This window comes from Sinorhizobium garamanticum (assembly GCF_029892065.1).
GTDB classification, from domain to species: domain Bacteria; phylum Pseudomonadota; class Alphaproteobacteria; order Rhizobiales; family Rhizobiaceae; genus Sinorhizobium; species Sinorhizobium garamanticum.
Genome location: NZ_CP120373.1, coordinates 165,907 through 181,956, shown reverse-complemented (window position 1 = coordinate 181,956; position 16,050 = coordinate 165,907). Strand labels below are relative to the sequence as shown.

At 62.2% G+C, this 16,050-nt stretch carries 17 protein-coding genes; 8 read left to right on the top strand and 9 right to left on the bottom strand.

Going from position 1 to position 16,050, the window contains the following annotated elements:
- Positions 1–30: 30 nt before the first annotated feature.
- From betB to betI, 3 genes are all read right to left on the bottom strand, one after another.
- The gene (gene betB, locus PZN02_RS00910) at positions 31–1,494 is read right to left on the bottom strand and encodes a betaine-aldehyde dehydrogenase (RefSeq protein ID WP_280659774.1); all 1,464 of its coding nucleotides are present in this window, start codon (positions 1,492–1,494) and stop codon (positions 31–33) included.
- A gap of 1 nt (position 1,495) precedes the next feature.
- Entirely contained in the window at positions 1,496–3,034 is a 1,539-nt protein-coding gene (gene betC, locus PZN02_RS00905; protein WP_280659773.1) for a choline-sulfatase, read from the bottom strand.
- A gap of 148 nt (positions 3,035–3,182) precedes the next feature.
- A complete protein-coding gene (gene betI, locus PZN02_RS00900) occupies positions 3,183–3,788 on the bottom strand; it encodes a transcriptional regulator BetI (RefSeq protein WP_280659772.1) in 606 nt (201 codons plus the stop codon).
- 146 nt (positions 3,789–3,934) lie between these two features.
- Between betI and PZN02_RS00895 the strand changes: the two genes are divergently transcribed.
- The 3 genes from PZN02_RS00895 to PZN02_RS00885 all read left to right on the top strand — a co-directional run bounded on the left by PZN02_RS00895 (position 3,935) and on the right by PZN02_RS00885 (position 7,533).
- Positions 3,935–4,483, top strand: coding sequence for an HdeD family acid-resistance protein (locus PZN02_RS00895; RefSeq protein WP_280659771.1), 549 nt, complete (start codon positions 3,935–3,937; stop codon positions 4,481–4,483).
- 167 nt (positions 4,484–4,650) lie between these two features.
- Positions 4,651–6,450: a GGDEF domain-containing protein gene (locus PZN02_RS00890; RefSeq protein ID WP_280659770.1), complete on the top strand. Its 1,800-nt coding sequence runs from the start codon at positions 4,651–4,653 to the stop codon at positions 6,448–6,450.
- 75 nt (positions 6,451–6,525) lie between these two features.
- A complete protein-coding gene (locus PZN02_RS00885) occupies positions 6,526–7,533 on the top strand; it encodes an NAD(P)H-quinone oxidoreductase (protein WP_280659769.1) in 1,008 nt (335 codons plus the stop codon).
- A gap of 315 nt (positions 7,534–7,848) precedes the next feature.
- Here the strand turns inward: PZN02_RS00885 and PZN02_RS00880 are convergent, their stop codons facing one another.
- Positions 7,849–8,586, bottom strand: coding sequence for a DUF3750 domain-containing protein (locus tag PZN02_RS00880; RefSeq protein ID WP_280659767.1), 738 nt, complete (start codon positions 8,584–8,586; stop codon positions 7,849–7,851).
- Positions 8,587–8,657: 71 nt separating this feature from the next.
- Here PZN02_RS00880 and PZN02_RS00875 point away from each other — a divergent pair, with 71 nt between their 5' ends.
- A complete protein-coding gene (locus PZN02_RS00875; RefSeq protein ID WP_280659766.1) occupies positions 8,658–9,665 on the top strand; it encodes an asparaginase in 1,008 nt (335 codons plus the stop codon).
- A gap of 66 nt (positions 9,666–9,731) precedes the next feature.
- On the opposite strand, the gene PZN02_RS00870 is transcribed toward PZN02_RS00875, so the two are convergent.
- Positions 9,732–10,481, bottom strand: a complete 750-nt coding sequence (locus PZN02_RS00870) for a DeoR/GlpR family DNA-binding transcription regulator (RefSeq protein ID WP_280659765.1) — start codon at positions 10,479–10,481, stop codon at positions 9,732–9,734.
- 92 nt (positions 10,482–10,573) lie between these two features.
- Here PZN02_RS00870 and PZN02_RS00865 point away from each other — a divergent pair, with 92 nt between their 5' ends.
- Positions 10,574–10,945: a DUF4406 domain-containing protein gene (locus PZN02_RS00865; RefSeq protein WP_280659764.1), complete on the top strand. Its 372-nt coding sequence runs from the start codon at positions 10,574–10,576 to the stop codon at positions 10,943–10,945.
- Between the two features lie 126 nt (positions 10,946–11,071).
- Entirely contained in the window at positions 11,072–11,692 is a 621-nt protein-coding gene (locus PZN02_RS00860; RefSeq protein ID WP_280659763.1) for a glutathione S-transferase family protein, read from the top strand.
- Positions 11,693–11,789: 97 nt separating this feature from the next.
- Here PZN02_RS00860 and PZN02_RS00855 read toward each other — a convergent pair whose 3' ends face one another.
- Both PZN02_RS00855 and PZN02_RS00850 read right to left on the bottom strand, forming a co-directional pair.
- Positions 11,790–12,155 carry an MmcQ/YjbR family DNA-binding protein gene (locus PZN02_RS00855; RefSeq protein ID WP_280659762.1) on the bottom strand — a complete coding sequence of 122 codons (366 nt, stop codon included), beginning with the start codon at positions 12,153–12,155 and terminating at the stop codon, positions 11,790–11,792.
- Positions 12,156–12,214: 59 nt separating this feature from the next.
- Entirely contained in the window at positions 12,215–12,484 is a 270-nt protein-coding gene (locus PZN02_RS00850; RefSeq protein WP_280659761.1) for a hypothetical protein, read from the bottom strand.
- 92 nt (positions 12,485–12,576) lie between these two features.
- Here PZN02_RS00850 and PZN02_RS00845 point away from each other — a divergent pair, with 92 nt between their 5' ends.
- Positions 12,577–13,512 (top strand): LysR substrate-binding domain-containing protein, encoded by a 936-nt coding sequence (locus PZN02_RS00845; RefSeq protein WP_280659760.1) that lies wholly within the window; start codon positions 12,577–12,579, stop codon positions 13,510–13,512.
- On the opposite strand, the gene PZN02_RS00840 is transcribed toward PZN02_RS00845, so the two are convergent.
- Positions 13,472–14,131, bottom strand: a complete 660-nt coding sequence (locus PZN02_RS00840; protein ID WP_280659759.1) for a glutathione S-transferase family protein — start codon at positions 14,129–14,131, stop codon at positions 13,472–13,474. The genes PZN02_RS00845 and PZN02_RS00840 overlap by 41 nt on opposite strands.
- A 593-nt stretch (positions 14,132–14,724) precedes the next feature.
- Between PZN02_RS00840 and PZN02_RS00835 the strand changes: the two genes are divergently transcribed.
- Positions 14,725–15,507 (top strand): L,D-transpeptidase family protein, encoded by a 783-nt coding sequence (locus PZN02_RS00835; RefSeq protein ID WP_280659757.1) that lies wholly within the window; start codon positions 14,725–14,727, stop codon positions 15,505–15,507.
- Between the two features lie 40 nt (positions 15,508–15,547).
- Here PZN02_RS00835 and PZN02_RS00830 read toward each other — a convergent pair whose 3' ends face one another.
- The gene (locus PZN02_RS00830; RefSeq protein WP_280659756.1) at positions 15,548–16,024 is read right to left on the bottom strand and encodes a MarR family winged helix-turn-helix transcriptional regulator; all 477 of its coding nucleotides are present in this window, start codon (positions 16,022–16,024) and stop codon (positions 15,548–15,550) included.
- Positions 16,025–16,050: the final 26 nt, after the last annotated feature.

Genomic DNA, 16,050 nt, shown 5'->3' with positions numbered 1-16,050 from the left:
CGCGGCGGGTGAGGGGCAAGACGCCAACGTTCAGTACGGCGCCTCGACCTTCCCCATGCCGACATAGACGGTCTTGAGCTCTGTGTAGTGGTCGAGCGCCGCGACCGAATTCTCCCGTCCGAAGCCCGATTGCTTCGAGCCGCCGAAGGGGATCTCGACCGGGCAGAGGTTGTAGGTGTTGATCCAGAGCGTGCCCGCCTCGAGCTGGTCGACCACGCGGTGGGCGCGGGTGATGTCGGCCGTGAAGACGCCGGCGGAAAGGCCGAATTCGGTCGCGTTCGCCCGGGCGACGACCTCCGCCTCATCGTCGAAGTCGAGCACGCACATGACCGGCCCGAAGATCTCCTCGCGCGCGATCGTCATCTCGTCGGTGACGTCGGCAAAGACGGTCGGCTGGATATAGGTGCCGTTGGTATTGACGTCGTTCGGAATGCCGCCACCGGTCACGAGCCGCGCGCCCTCCGCCTTGCCCTTCTCGATATAGGCGAAGACCTTGTCGCGTTGCGCCTTCGAGACCATCGGCCCGAACTGCGTCGCTTCGTCCATCGGGTCGCCGATCACGATGGCCTCGGTGCGCTCCTTCAGCCGCGACAGGAAGGTGTCCTTGACTTTCCTCTGCACAAAGACCCGGGTGCCGTTCGAGCAGACTTGGCCCGTCGAATAAAAGTTGCCGAGCATGGCGCCGCCGATGGCGCTTTCGAGGTCGGCGTCGTCGAAGACGATCAGCGGCGACTTGCCGCCGAGCTCCATGGTGACGTGCTTGAGTTCGGCCGCGGCGGCCCCTGCCACTTTTTTGCCGGTCGGCACCGAGCCGGTCAGCGACACCTTGGCGACATCGGGGTGATTGACGAGCAGGGGGCCGGTCGACCGGTCGCCTTGGATCACATTGTAGAGGCCCTTGGGTAGCCCGGCTTCGACCAGGATTTCGGCGATCTTCAGCGCGCCGAGGGGCGTGTTTTCCGATGGCTTGAAGACCATGGCATTGCCGGCCGCGAGCGCCGGCGCGCCCTTCCAGCAGGCGATCTGCTGCGGATAGTTCCAGGCGCCGATGCCGACGCAGACTCCGAGCGGCACCCGCTTCGTATAGGCGAAATCCTGCCCAAGCGGGATATAGTCGCCGTTGAGTGCAGCCGCCACGACGCCGCCGAAGAACTCGAAGCTGTCGGCGCCCGAGGTCGGGTCGGCGACGATCGTTTCCTGGATCGGCTTGCCGGTATCGAGCGTTTCCAGCTCTGAAAGCTCGCGGTTGCGCTCGCGCATGATTTCGGCGGCGCGCTTCAGGATGCGGCCGCGTGCCGTCGGGCTCATCGCCGCCCATTCTGGCTGCGCCCGTTTCGCCGCGGCGATCGCCTTTTCGACGATCGCGGGCGTCGCCGCATGTAGGCGGGCGATCACCTCGCCGGTTGCCGGATACACGCTCTCGATCACGGTGCCGGCGGTGTCCTCGACATATTCGCCGTCGATGAAGTGCGAGGCTTTCGGTTGGGCTTTCATGTCATTCTCCCCGCGGATAGCGCTTGGATTCCTCGAGATTGTCGAGGTTCATGTGGTTGCGCATGTAGCGCTCGGATGCCTTCTGCAGCGGCTGGTGGTCCCAGGGATAATAGGCGCCGTTGCGGAGCGCCTCGTAGACCACCCAGCGCCGCGCCTGGCTTTCGCGCACGGCCGCGTCGAAGGCCTCCATGTCCCAGTGGGCGGCGCGCATGTCGCGGAAGGCCCGGAGCGTCGCCTGGTCGACGGGTCCGCGCGGATTTTCCGCAAGATTGGTGAGTTCCAGCGGATCGGCCTCGAGATCGTAGAGCTGGTCCGGGTCGAGCGCGCAGTGGATATATTTCCACTTGCCTTCGCGGATCGCCACGAGCGGCGCGTAGGAAGCCTCCGCCGCGTATTCCATCAGCACCGGTTCCGTGCGCTCCGCACCGTTCACCATCGGCAGAAGGCTGACGCCGTCTGTCCAGGGCTGCACCTCGTCCATGGAAATGCCGGCAAGGTCGGCAAGCGTCGGCGTCACGTCGAGGTTCGAGGTTGGCGTCAGGTGCAGGCCGGCGGTGACGCCCGGCCCGGCGATCATCAACGGTACGCGCGCCGAGCCTTCGAAGAAGTTCATCTTGAACCAAAGGCCGCGCTCGCCGAGCATATCGCCGTGGTCGGAGCAGAAGAGGATGAGTGTGTCGTCAAGCATCCTCGTCCGCGTGAGCGTGTCGATGAGTTCTCCCACTTTTTCGTCGAGATAGGAGATGTTGGCGAAATAGGCCTGCCGCGACCGGCGGATGTTCTCCTCGGTCACGTCGAAGTTTTCGTAGTCGCAGGAGAGCATGATGCGGCGCGAATGTGGGTCCTGCCGATCGAGGGGGAGGGCGCCGACCTCAGGCAGCAGATGCTCGCAATTCTCGTAGAGGTCCCAGAACTTGCGTCGTGCGACATAGGGATCGTGCGGGTGGGTGAAGGAGACGGTGAGGCACCAGGGGCGACGGCCTTCGTCGTCATTCTCGCGCGAGAGCTGGTAGAGCTTCTGGTTCGCCAGAAACGCCACCTCGTCGTCATATTCCATCTGGTTGGTGATTTCCGCCACGCCGGCGCCGGTGACGGAACCGAGGTTGTGGTACCACCAGTCGATCCGCTCGCCGGGCCTGCGGTAGTCCGGCGTCCACCCGAAATCGGCCGGATAGATATCGGTCGTCAGGCGCTCCTCGAAGCCGTGCAATTGATCCGGCCCGACGAAATGCATCTTGCCGGAAAGCGCTGTGTAGTAGCCGGCCCGGCGCAGGTGATGGGCGTAGGTGGGGATCGAGGACTGGTACTCGGCGGCATTGTCGTAGACGCGGGTGCGGCTCGGCAATTGCCCGGCCATGAAGGACGCGCGGGCAGGAGCACACAACGGCGACGACGTGTAGTTGTTGCGGAAGCGGGCCGAGCGCTTGGCCAGCGCCTTGAGGTTCGGCGCATGTAGGAAGTCGGCGGGGCCGTCCGGAAAGAGCTTTCCGTTCAGTTGGTCCACCATGATGATCAGAATATTGGGCTTCCCGGCGGTCACTTGGTTGGTTCCTTGATGGTTCGAACTGCAGTTTGTTACGTGTTGCAGGCGATCGTCCCTCATCCGGCTGCCGCCACCCTTCCCCGCTCGCGGGGAGAAGGGACATGCCGCGGCCTCCAAATCCCCTCTCCCCGCGTGCGGGAGAGGGCTAGGGTGAGGGGCGATTTCCGCCATCATCCGCCTGCAAATGCGCGGTCACATAATCCTCTGTCAGCGCGATCGAAGCTTCGATGCTGATCGGCGCCGATTTCAGACTTTGCCGGATGTAGAGCCCGTCGATCATCGCAGCCGCGCCCTCGGCAATGCGTTCCGCGTCATCGACCGGGCAGAGCGCCCTGAGGCTCGCCAGCAGGTTGGAGCGCAGCCGCCGCGCGTAGATAACGAGAAGGCGGCGGACATCTTCCGACCGTTGCGCTTCCGAATAGAAGGCGAGCCAGGCGGCGACCGTCTCTGGCGCGAACTGGTCTGCGCGAAAGCTCACGCGGATCAACGCGCTCACCCTCTCGCGCGGCGTCGCCGCCGCCCTGAGCGCAGCGACCGCGTCGTCACGCAGCTGCGCCAAAAGACTGCGGATCGTTGCGATCAACAATTGTTCCTTGCTGCCGAAGTAGTGGTGCGCCAGAGCCGGCGAGACGCCGGCGGTTCTGGCGATGTCCGACATGGTGACCGAGAGCGTGCCCTGGTCGCCGATCACGCGCAACGCCGCGTCGACCAGTGCCTTTCGGCGTACAGGCTCCATCCCGATTTTCGGCATCCGAAACTCCCTCGAATGCCTCCAGTTTATTTTTGATTGACTCATCAATCAATAAAAAATTTGTCGCTTTTTCTCTTTCTTTTTGCTGCGAAATCCGGCTCAATCACGAGGCGGCGTTCATGCTTGCCGAGGACTGGAGGTTGAAAATGGCCCACACGTTCGATCCCGCCGGTAGAGAGGCTGTCGCCGGAAAATGGGCGTGGTTCATCGCGCTCGGCGTGATCCTGATCATGTGCGGCGGCATCGCTTTCGGCAATCTGCTCATGGCGACGGTTGCTTCGGTCTATTACGTCGGCCTGATCATGCTCATCGGTGGCCTGCTCAACCTTGCCCACGCGTTTCAGGTCAAGAGCTGGGAAAGCGTCCTCTATTGGGTCTTGAGCGGCGCGTGTTATGCGGCGGCCGGCCTCTTTGCGTTCATCAACCCGGCTCTTGCTTCCTCGATCCTGACTTTCCTGATGGCCGTGGCGCTGATTGTTGCCGGCGGCTTCCGCATCTGGGTCGGCTTTAAGCTCAGGCCGCTCCCCGGCTGGGGCTGGATCGTCATCGGTGGGCTCGTCACCCTAGCTGCCGGCCTCATCATTGCTGCCGGATGGCCGGTCGACAGCCTGTGGATTCTCGGGCTGTTCCTCGCGGTCGATCTCGTCATGCAAGGGCTTGCGCTGATCGCTTTCGGCGTTCTTGCCAAGGGCTGACGAAGACCGGGCCGCTTCGGCGTTGTGCAACCATAAGCAGCGCATGCCGATACGCTCTACTCAACCCGCGAATCCTTCATCAAACTTTCACATTCGCGAAAGGTTTCGTTGACGCTTGCCGCCGATGCTGGCGCGGCCATTGTCTGTGTATGTTCCTGGAGCCCGGCATGTCCGTCGCCCCCGCCGAAATTCTTTCCCTTCGCCGCTTCGGCGACGACCAGATCGTCACGCTTGCCAAGCTCGTCATCGAGAACGCCTTCCAGCCGATCGTCGAGGCGACGACCGGTGCCGTCTTCGGCTATGAATCGCTGATGCGCGGGTTCCAGCGCCTCGGCTTTGCCTCGCCACTCGAATTGCTGGACAAGGCGGAGGAGGTGGGCCAGCTGCTCGCACTCGAACACCTTATCAACAGCCGCGCCGTTGCTGCCTTCGCGACGATTCCCGATTTTTCGGCCCGAACCCTTTTCCTGAATTTCGATTCTAGGCTGGTCGGTGGCGAGGACGATATAGTCGAGCGCCTCGTCAACCACCTGAAGCGCGCCAACATTGCCCCGTCTTCGCTCTGCTTCGAGCTTTCGGAGCGCTTCGACGGCGGCAAGATGCCGGATTTTTCCGCGCTGGTCCGGCAATTGCGGCTTGCCGGTTTCAAGCTCGCGATCGACGATTTCGGCGCGGGCTTCAACGGCTTGAAATTGCTGTGCGACCAGCCCGTCGACTACGTCAAGATCGATCGGCATTTCATCTCCGGCATCGAGCGGGACCCGCGCAAGCGCCACCTAGTGCGGCACACGGTCAACACGGCACACGTGCTCGGAACGCGGGTGATCGCGGAGGGTGTGGAGACGGAAGCCGAGTTTCTCGCGTGCCGCGATCTCGGATGCGACCTGGTTCAGGGCTATTTCATTGCGCGCCCCACCACGCATCTCAGCGAGCTGCAGCCGGTTTATCCCCATCTGGAATTGAGCGGCGCCGCACGGCGCTCCTCCGCAACGCTCGACAGCATCCTGATCAGAAAACAGATCGAACAGCTTCCGGCCGTCAGGGAAAGCGATGAACTCGAATCCGTCTTCGATCTCTTCCGGCTCAATCCGCGCCAGGCTTTCTTTCCGGTGCTGAACGCCAATGGCGAGCCGCGTGGCATCCTGCACGAGTATCACGTCAAGGAAATGATCTATCATCCCTTCGGCCGCGATCTTCTGAAGAACCGCATCTATCAGCGCCGTATCTCGCATTTCGTGAGCCCGGCCCCGATTGCCGATCTCGACACGCCCGCCGACGAGATGCTGAAAATCTTCGCCGGCATGGACGGCAGCGACTGTGTGATCCTGACGGAAAACATGCGCTACGCCGGCATTCTTTCTGCGTCGTCGCTGCTGAAGATCATCAACGAGAAACAGTTGAAGATGGCGCAGGAGCAGAACCCACTGACCGGCCTGCCAGGCAATCGCGCGATCCGCGACTATGTGCAGGATACGATCCTCGACGGCGATGAGACCCGCTATTTCTGCTATTGCGACTTCGACGACTTCAAGCCGTTCAACGACACCTATGGCTTCCAGAAGGGCGACTTGGCGATCACGCTGTTTGCGGCCCTGCTCAGACGCCACTTCATAGGCGAGGAGAAGTTCCTGGGGCATGTCGGCGGCGACGATTTCTTCGTCGGCGTCAGCGGCTTGACAGATCAGGAAATCCGCACTGTCCTCATGCGCCTTGTCGACGATTTTCGCTCGGACGTCCGGCAGCTCTATTCCGATGAGCACCAGGCGGAAGGACGGATCAGTGGATATGGTCGTGACGGCGCCAGCAAGAATTTCCCGCTGATGCGTTGTTCGATCGCCGTTCTCGTGCTGCCGCAGGGCTTCATTCTTTCGGACAGTCAGACGGTCAGCGCGAAGATTGCCGAAATCAAGGCGCGTGCCAAGGCGAGCGAAAGCGGTCTCGTGCTCGAGCTGCTCCACGGAGATTGACCGACCGGATCCGACTTTCCGGAGCCGCGAGCAGGCTATAGGTATAGTCGCAAAGACGCTCGCGAGGATGCCGCCATGACCCTTCCGACTGAAATGACCTATGTGGACCTGCCGAGCCCCGGTGGACCAGAAAACATGGTTTTGGCGCGCGGGCCGCTGCCGGACGTCAAAGCCGGCGATATCCTGATCCGTGTCGAGGCAGCCGGTATCAACCGGCCGGATGTTCTGCAGCGCAAGGGCGACTATCCGCCGCCGCCCGGCGCGAGCCCGATCCTTGGCCTTGAAGTGGCCGGCAAGGTCGTGGCTGTGGGCGAGGGCGCAACCGGCTTCTCGATCGGGGACAAGGTCTGCGCGCTCGCCAACGGCGGCGGCTATGCGGAATATTGCGCTGTGCCGGCAACGCAGGCACTCGCCTGGCCAAAGGGCTATGACGCGATACAGGCGGCGGCGCTGCCGGAAACTTTCTTCACGGTCTGGGCCAATGTCTTCGATATGGCAGGGCTTAAGGCGGGTGAAACGATCCTGGTTCACGGCGGATCGAGCGGTATCGGCACCACTGCAATCCAACTCGCCAAAGCCTTCGGCGCCAATGTTCTGGCGACGGCCGGCAGCGCCGAGAAGTGCAAGGCCTGCGAGGCGCTCGGGGCGAGGCGGGCGATCAACTATCGCGAGGAAGACTTCAAGACCATTGCGCTTGATGAGACCGGCGGGCGAGGAGTGGACGTCATTCTCGACATGGTCGGCGGGCGCTACTTCGACCGCAATATCGGCTCGCTCGCGAAGGACGGCCGCCTGTCGATCATCGCCTTCCTGGGCGGCGCGCGTGTGGAAAGCGCCAATATCGGACCGATCCTGACGAAGCGCCTGCATGTCATGGGGTCTGCGCTTCGCCCGCGCACATCCGCGGAAAAACAGGCGATCCGCGACGCGCTTGCGGCAAAGGTCTGGCCATTGCTGGAAGGAGGCGCCGTGGCGCCGGTCATCCATCAGGTTCTACCCTTCGAAAGGGTCGCCGATGGTCACCGCCTGATGGAAGAAGGCGACCACATCGGCAAGATCGTGATGACGATCGGCACATCTTAGGAAGTCTTGGCCAGTCCTCCGATCGATGCATTCGACGATGGTCGATCTTGCATTCCGGCGGGAATGACCTACGTTGGAGCCAACGTCAACGAACAGAAAGGAAGGTGATCCAATGTCTAATGAGATTTCGGACCTCGTGACAGGCATGGGAGAGGTGAAGGAGTCGAGGCAGCCCTCGGCTTGATACCCGCCTTCCTTGGGCTGGAAAAGCCCGGGCCGTCACAGGCCAAATGCTCATGGAAGGGTCGCTGACGCGGCCCTTTTCCTTTTGCGGCTCCTTTTGCGGCATGTTCTCAAGAAGCGCCGGAGCCGGATTCAGATCCCGAAGCGGCCGAGCGCCGGTATCTTGATGCCGGGCCGTGCAACGTCAAACCCAGCCACCAATCCCATGAAATGCAGTTCCAGCCCGCTTCGCCAGCCGGCGGATATACCGGCCAGCCCGTAGAGTGTTGCGTGCAGGTCGCGACCATCGGCGTCGATCTGAAAAAGTTTACCCTCAGGTAGGTAGTCGCGGCCGACGGCGGTCGGCGGCAGCACGGCGTCAAGCTCGGGCACCGAACGAAGCACGTGCGCGACGAAGGTGTTGGAGTTTGGTCCCGGCCAGAGCCGGTAAGTGCCGGGTGAGGAATAGGGGTAATCGGCAATCGCTTGTTCGACCTTAGGGATCAGGTGCCGCGCCCCCTCTCCCTTGATCATCATGACGATGCGCGGCTCGTTCGAATACCAGCGGCCATCGGCCTGATAGGCGTTCTTGCGGATTGGTTTGCCCCAGCCGACCTTTTCGTATCGGGTATAGGCCAGCGCTCCTCTTTCCTTTGTGACGATCCATGCGTGGCTGGCGACGGCGCCCTTCATACCGCCGGTCGTCGCCGAGAGGATATAGACCGCAGCCTCGGGACTTTCAGCCGGTTTGGGGAGAAGGCCGGCGGACGACCAATTCGCCTCCCGCCAGCTCTGTGGCCTCTCCTTCACGTACCACCAGCCGGCCGAGGCAAGCGCCGGAAGCAGGTAGATAAGCATAAAGGCGACAAACAGCCTGCGGATGAATTTCATCGCACACCCCGGTTCCCAGCGGTTGGATTCCTGATAAATGCAGAGGCGAAAGAGGAAATTTGAGGGCAAGCATGTCTAATCCCGTCCTGGTGGAAGTAACCCGCGGAAATCTCGTCGAAAGCCGCCATCGCGGCACGGTCATCGCCGTCGACGGCGACGGCAACACGGTGTTTTCATTGGGCGATACGGATGCTGCCATCTTCCCGCGTTCAGCTTGCAAGGCCATGCAGGCTTTGCCGCTGGTCGAAAGCGGCGCGGCGGACGCCTACGGGTTCGGCGCCAAGGCGCTGGCGCTCGCCTGTGCCTCGCATTCCGGCGAGCCGGAACATGTCGCGCTCGCCGCGGAAATGCTGGCGGCGGCTGGCCGCGATGTCGATGCGCTCGAGTGCGGCGCGCATTGGTCCTTCGATCAGAAGACCTTGATCGGGCAGGCGCGTTCGATCGAGGTGCCCAGCGCCTTGCACAACAATTGTTCCGGCAAGCATGCGGGCTTCGTTTGCGCCTGCTGTCATTCGGGCACGGAGATCCGCGGCTATGTCGGCTACGACCATCCGATCCAGCAGGAAATCCGCGGCGTCATGGAAAGCCTGACGGGTGCAATCCTTGCGCACGACAATTGCGGTGTCGACGGCTGCTCGATCCCGACCTATGCCGTGCCCTTGAAGGGGCTTGCCCATGGTTTCGCCAAAATGGCGACGGGGGCAGGGCTTGCGGCCGAGCGAGCGCGCGCTTCCCGGCGGCTGATCGAGGCCTGTATGGCCGAGCCCTTCTACGTCGCGGGTACGAAGCGTGCCTGCACGCGCCTGATGAAGACCGCGCCGGGCCGCATCTTCGCCAAGACCGGCGCTGAAGGCGTCTTCTGCGCAGCGATCCCGGAGAAAGGGATCGGCATCGCGCTCAAATGCGAAGACGGCACGACCCGCGCCGCCGAGGCGATGGTGACCGCGACGCTTGCGCGATTCTTCGCCGATGACCCGCAACTTCACGCGGCGCTGATGGCGCAAGCCAACCATTCAATGCGCAACTGGAACGGTATCCATGTGGGCGACGTGCGCGTAACCGAGGCCTTTTCCGCCTAGGCTCAATAGCAATTCCAGGAAAAGTGCGTAGCGGTTTTCCGTCCGGAATTGCGTAAGTTCAAAGCGTTAGGCAACGATCAAAGCGGTGCTGTCGCGATAGGGCGACAGGGCTTCGGCGGTCGTGTCCGCGAGCACGATGAGCCCGGCAAGTTCGCTGACGCTCATGATGCGGTAAGGCGAGGCTGCGCCGAACTTCTCGGGTGTTGCGAGCACGTAGGTGTCCGCCGCTTGGTCGGCGATCGCGCGCTTGATCGCCGTCTCCTCGTAGTCTCCGGTCGAAAGCCCCTGCGCCGGATGAATGGCGGTGACCCCGAGGAAAAAGATATCGACGCGGATCTGTTTGATCGCGGCGACCGCTGCCGCACCGGTGGCCACCATTGAATGCTTGTACAGCCTGCCGCCGATCAGGATCACCTCGGCGTCGTGATGCTCGAACTCCGCGGCGATCGTTGGGCTGTGCGTGATGATCGTTACCTTCAAGTCTCGCGGCAATGCACGAGCGACTTCGGCATTGGTCGTGCCGCCGTCCAGAAAGATCGTTTGCTCGGGCTTGACGAGGTCTGCCGCTCGTCGTCCGAGCCGGCGCTTGAGGTCGCTGGCGATCGCCTGGCGTGCTGCGAAATCGGGGAGCGGCGGCGCCAGAGGCAGGGCTCCTCCGTGAACCCGCCTAAGCAGGCCCGCGGCCGCCATTTCCCTGAGGTCGCGTCGGATGGTGTCTTCCGAAAGCCCGAGTTCGTCCGCAAGCGCCTTCGCAACGATTTGCCCATCGCGCGCAAGCCTTGCCGAGATCATCGCGCGTCTCTGTGTCGTCAGCATCGATTCCTCCTTGACTTCTCACGATATTGCACGAATTATCATGGTTAGCTAGAAGCAACAGGAAATTTCGTGCAATATCGTGGAGAACGGCCATGTTGATTTTAATTGCGGGCCCCTATCGCTCGGGCACGGGTGACGACCCGGCGAAAATGGCGGAAAACTTGAGGCGTCTGGGGCAGCCGTCCTATGCGCTCTTCAAGGCCGGGCACGTGCCGATGATCGGGGAATGGGTGGCCTTGCCCGTCTGGCATGCTGCTGGCGGAAGCCGAGTGGGCGACGACCTTTATGAGGAGATCTTCCATCCCGTTGCCGGCCGCCTGCTCGCGCTCTGCGACGCAGTGCTGCGGTTACCTGGCGAGTCCAAAGGCGCGGACAACGATGTGCGCATCGCCCGTGAGCGCGGCATTCCAGTCTACCACCGGCTCGAAGACGTGCCGGGCTGCGCGGGAATCGTAGCCGCGTGACATGGACAGGCGTGTCGGATTGCGGAAGACGGTGGCGTTCAGGGCCTTGTCAACAGTAGCTATTTCATTATTTCTGCTGGCGAACTTGCGGCACCGCGCCGCAATACCATCATGGGAGGCAGAACGATGCTGAAACTGTTTTATGCGCCAGGAACCTGTTCGCTCGCCTCGCACATCGCGCTCGAGGAGGCGGGAGCGGCCTACGAAGCCCGTCGCGTCGACTTTTTGAAGGCGGAGCAGACCACGCCCGAATATCTTGCCATCAATCCGAAGGGGCGGGTGCCTGCGCTTGTGACCGACCGCGGGATCCTGACCGAAACGCCGGCCATTCTCGCCTATGTCGCCCAGAGCTTTCCCGAGAAGCAGCTTGCGCCCCTCGACGACCTATTCGAGTTTGCGCGGCTGCAGTCGTTCCTGAGTTATCTCTGCTCGACGGTGCACGTGGCCCATGCCCATGCTCGGCGCGGTCCGAGATGGGCGGATGATCCGGCAGCGCATGAGGCAATGAGGGCCAAGGTGCCGCAGAACATGAGCGATTGCTTCGCGCTGATCGAAAGCAAGATGTTTGCCGGTCCCTTCGTGATGGGCGAGAACTATTCGATTGCCGATCCCTATCTCTTCACGATCGCCAATTGGCTGGAGGGCGACGGTGTCGATCCTGGGCGTTTCCCGAAAGTTCTCGACCACCGCAACCGCATGGTCGCGCGGCCGGCCGTTGCCAAGGTTCTTGCTGTGGTGCAGGCGTAGAGCAGTTCCAGGAAAGGCGTGCAGCGGTTTTCCGTCCGGAATTGCGTAGCTTTAAAGTGTTGGAGCGTTTCAAGGTAACGGTGAAATGATCGGCGGATCAGTGCGACACCGTGGAGCCGAAGCGGCTGGCGAGACGCCTCGGCGCCTTTTCGCGCCAGGCGGCGATCAGTCTTTGCGTCAGTGCTTCGTCGTCGATTGAGGCGAGCCTGACCAACATTGCCGGCCATCCCTTGTAGTGATCGGTCTCGAAGAACAGAGACGGATCGAGTTCCATCAACATCTCCTTCTCTTCGAGTGCGCACATGACCACAAGTGTTTGCGCGTCTTTCATCCGCACAAAGCTCTTGCCTTTGACGAGCAGAGCTGGCGTCCCGTAGGACGTGCCAACGGTTGTTTCCGGTAGCCCCGCCGCCTCCGCCAGCTGCCGCACGCGCTCAAAGGAACGCTTCATTTCTTCCGCCATGGGTTTCCTCGGTCAAACGGGAAGGACAGCGCGGATAATAACTCAGCCGCCGTCGCCAATCACCTGTGGTCGCAAGGCCCGCTCGCTGCGGCGCGCGGCGATGGCCAGCCCGGAAATGGCAGGTCCGCAAGTGCCCGTTCATCCATGCGGGCGAGATCGGGATGTTGGAGGGGATCTCGCAGCCAGTCGACGGGCGCGTCCGTCGAGGAGTCAGAAGCGAGCCCTGTACGCTTTAATATAGAGAAAATCTTCAGCATGGGGCTATCCTTCTTGATGCCGCTACGGTGCCGCATCTGCGGTCGGACGAGCGGGAAAACCTTTACGGCCATTGGCTCTCCTGCCGGTGAGCCTTGCAGCAGCATCCGCCTGTCCGGCGAAATTTACAATTGAGATTGCCGGGCCTTGCGTTTAGAAAAACTATATGAAGGACCTGAACACGATCCATTTGAACGGGCTACGTGCGGCGGAGGCAGTGGGTCGCCTGGGTTCGCTCGCCGCCGCGGCCGAGGAACTCGGCGTGACGCCCGGCGCCGTCAGTCAGCAGATTGCCAAGACGGAGGCACAGCTTGGGCGTACGCTCTTCGAGCGCTCGCCGCGCGGACTGGTGGTAACGGATAATGCCCGCCCGCTCATGATGCGGCTCTCGAATGCCTTTGCGGAACTCGCCGAAGCCGTCGCCCAGGCGCGTCGTCGCGACGAGTCGGTATTGACGGTGTCGGTGGCGCCGGTCTTTGCGGCTCGTTGGCTCGTCTATCGGCTGAACCGCTTCGCCGAGCGTCATCCGGATATCCGGCTGAGGATCGACGCGACGACGAGACTCGCCAATCTCGAAACGTCGGACGTCGATCTCGCCATCCGCGTCGGGGCGGGCGGCTGGCCGGGTGTGCGTTCCGAACTGCTCCTCGAACAGGAGGTCTTTCCCGTCTGCTCACCGGCGCTCGCTGCCGGACTGCGCGTTCCTGCCGATATTTTGAAGTTGCCCGCCGTCATCGACGAGCATGCGATGTTTTCGTGGGAGGTGTGGCTGAAGGCAGCCGGTCTTTCCGGCGCCCAGATGACCGTGCGCCACACGTTCAACGATGCGTCGCTGGCGCTCGACGCGGCCATTGCCGGCCAGGGCGTGATGATCGCCTGGCAGACACTTGCGGGCTATGCGGTGATGAAGGGCAGTCTGGTGGCGCCGTTCGGCATCCGCGCCAAGACCAGCTTTGCCCATTACTTCGTCACCTCGGCCTCGCGGCGCGAAAGCAAGGCCGTCATTGCTTTCAAGCAGTGGGTGCGCGAGGAGGTGGAAGAGGGAATGCGCGAGCTTGACGCTATTCCGGTTCCTTCAGCCGTTCCTCCATCATCGCCTTGAAGGCGGGGCGCGACTGGCACCGCGCCAGCCAGGCCTTCACGCGCGGGTGCCTGTCGAAGAGAGCAGTCTGGCTCATCGTGTAGCGGAAGACTTCCGCCAGATTGAGGTCGGCGACCGTGAAGCGTTCGCCGACGACGTAGTCGTGGCCGGCAAGGTGCCTCTCAAGCACGGCGAAGGCTTTTTCGAGCGACTGCGCGCAGGTGTCGATCAGTGCCCGGCCCTCGGGCGTGTTCTCGATGCCGTTGTCATAGGCAAGGACGATCTTGACCGCATGCGGCTCTACGTCGGTCGCCGCCCACATGGTCCAGTTGCCGATCTGCCCTTCCTCGCCGATGTCGGCCGGCGCCAGCGGCCCGCCATATTTGCGGGCGAGATAGAGATTGTTGGCGAGTGACTCCGTCAGCACCAGACCGTCGTCATCGATTGCCGGGATGAGGCCCATCGGATTGATCGCGAGAAAGTCCGGCGACCGAGTGTTGAGCGGCGCATCAGCGGCGAGCGGATCGGCGACGCGGCGCGCCTGGATCACCGGTACGGATGCGAAGGGAATGCCAAGCTCGCGCGCCATCCAATAGTTGCGCGACGCGCGCGAACGATAAACTCCATAGACTGTCAGCATTCTGGCCTCCTCCCGCCCGTTGTGATGCGCATTCAATAGGCGATTGCCGAGGCCGGCAGAAGCGTCCCTGGTTGATGTCGCTCATGAAAATTCTTTATGAAACGCAGCCCCTGCGCTCGTTCAGGGTCGTGCCGTTCCGGCCATCACGCCCCTTGTCGCCCGCGATTTCGAGGCGCTGCTTGGCCGACCCGGGCCGCACGCGGACGGTATAGGAGTGGCGGCGCCGTGGCTTGCAGAGTGCGATGCCGCGATTGTGATTGGAAGTTTGCTGACATAATTTTCATTCCAGCCGTAGATGCGGTGATCGACGGAGAGGCGAGGGAAAAATTAAAACCATTCCGCTTACATTCCGACTTGAGAATCGATCGCGATGATTTTGGGTTGCTTTTAGCCAAGATCATCGTGATCCACAGCGCTGCGCGTTTTTGGGACGCGCAAAGGTCCGCTGTAGCACTTTGAATTGCTGCATGATTTTATCCTCAAATCGATTCCGATTTGAGGAATCATGCAGTAGGTCTGGTCCGGAGCGGGGAGGTGTGAGTCGCGGATGCGGATCGCGCCCCTTCTGCTCGCATACAACCCGCTAGAGTTCGATGCCTCCGATCTTTTCCCGCCGCCAGTTTCTCCGCGCATCCGGCCTCGCAGTCGTCTCGACCGGGCTTGCGAGTTGCACGTCATCAATGAACACAGACCGCTTCCGTCAGCAAACCATGCCGGTTTACCGCAATCCGGCACTGGAGGGACGTTGGATCGATCCGCGTACCGGAGCCCTCCTGGAGGGGCCGGTCGAGGAGGCGGCACTGCCGATTGGCTTGCCGCCGCAGGATCCTTACTACTCGGCAATCTATGCGGCGGTGGACGATGGGGGCTATCTGGTCCCGGCGGTGCCTTATCAGCAGATCGACGCTCGATTTTACCGCCAGGAGGTCGACGACCCGTTCGGCGAGCAGCCGGGCACGATCGTGGTCGACACCGCCGATCGCTTTCTCTATCTGGTCCAGCCAGGCGGACGGGCGATGCGTTATGGCGTCGGCCTCGGTCGTGAGGGCTTCGCCTGGTCGGGACGCGGCGTTATTCAGTGGAAACAGAAGTGGCCGCGCTGGACGCCGCCGGGTTCGATGATCGACCGCCAGCCCGAACTCGCGCGCTATTCGGAAAGCGCCGGCGGCATGCCGCCTGGCTTGAGCAACCCGCTCGGCTCACGCGCGCTCTATATCTTCCAGAACGGCCAGGACACCTTGTACCGGGTGCACGGTACACCGGAGTGGCAATCTATCGGCAAGGCTGTTTCCTCCGGCTGCGTGCGCATGCTCAACCAGGATGTGATGGACCTCTACGACCGCGTCCGCGGCAAGGCGCCGATCCTCGTGATCTAGCCAACTCAGGCGCGTTCTGCCGAAAACGGGGCGCTGTAGGTCAGCTTTCCTGCTGGCTTCCGGTCAGCCGCTGGGTCAAGCGATGCAGCGCCTCGCGTAACTCGCGGACTTCCTCCAAAGTGCATCCGGTCGCCTTGCTGATGTCGGCGAGGATGCCGAAGGCTTCGGTCTTCAGGCTCCGACCCTTTTCGGTGAGGCTGACGATTACCTGCCGCTCGTCATCGCGATCGCGGAGCCGGCTGACATAGCCGGCGGCTTCCAGCCGCTTCAACAGGGGGGAAAGCGTGCCGGAATCGAGGCCCATTTCCTCGCCGATCCGTTTCACGGTCATCTTATCCTGCTGCCAGAGCGCAAGCAGCACGAGATATTGCGGATAGGTGAGGCCAAAGCGGTCAAGCAGCGGCTTATAGGTACGGTTGAAAGCGTGGCCTGCCGAATAGACCGCGAAGCAGAGTTGCTGGCCTAGCGCCAGCGCCTCCTCGGGTGTTGCCTCAAATTTTGCCGGCTTGGTTGTCATGATCGCATTGTCGCAAATTCACGGCC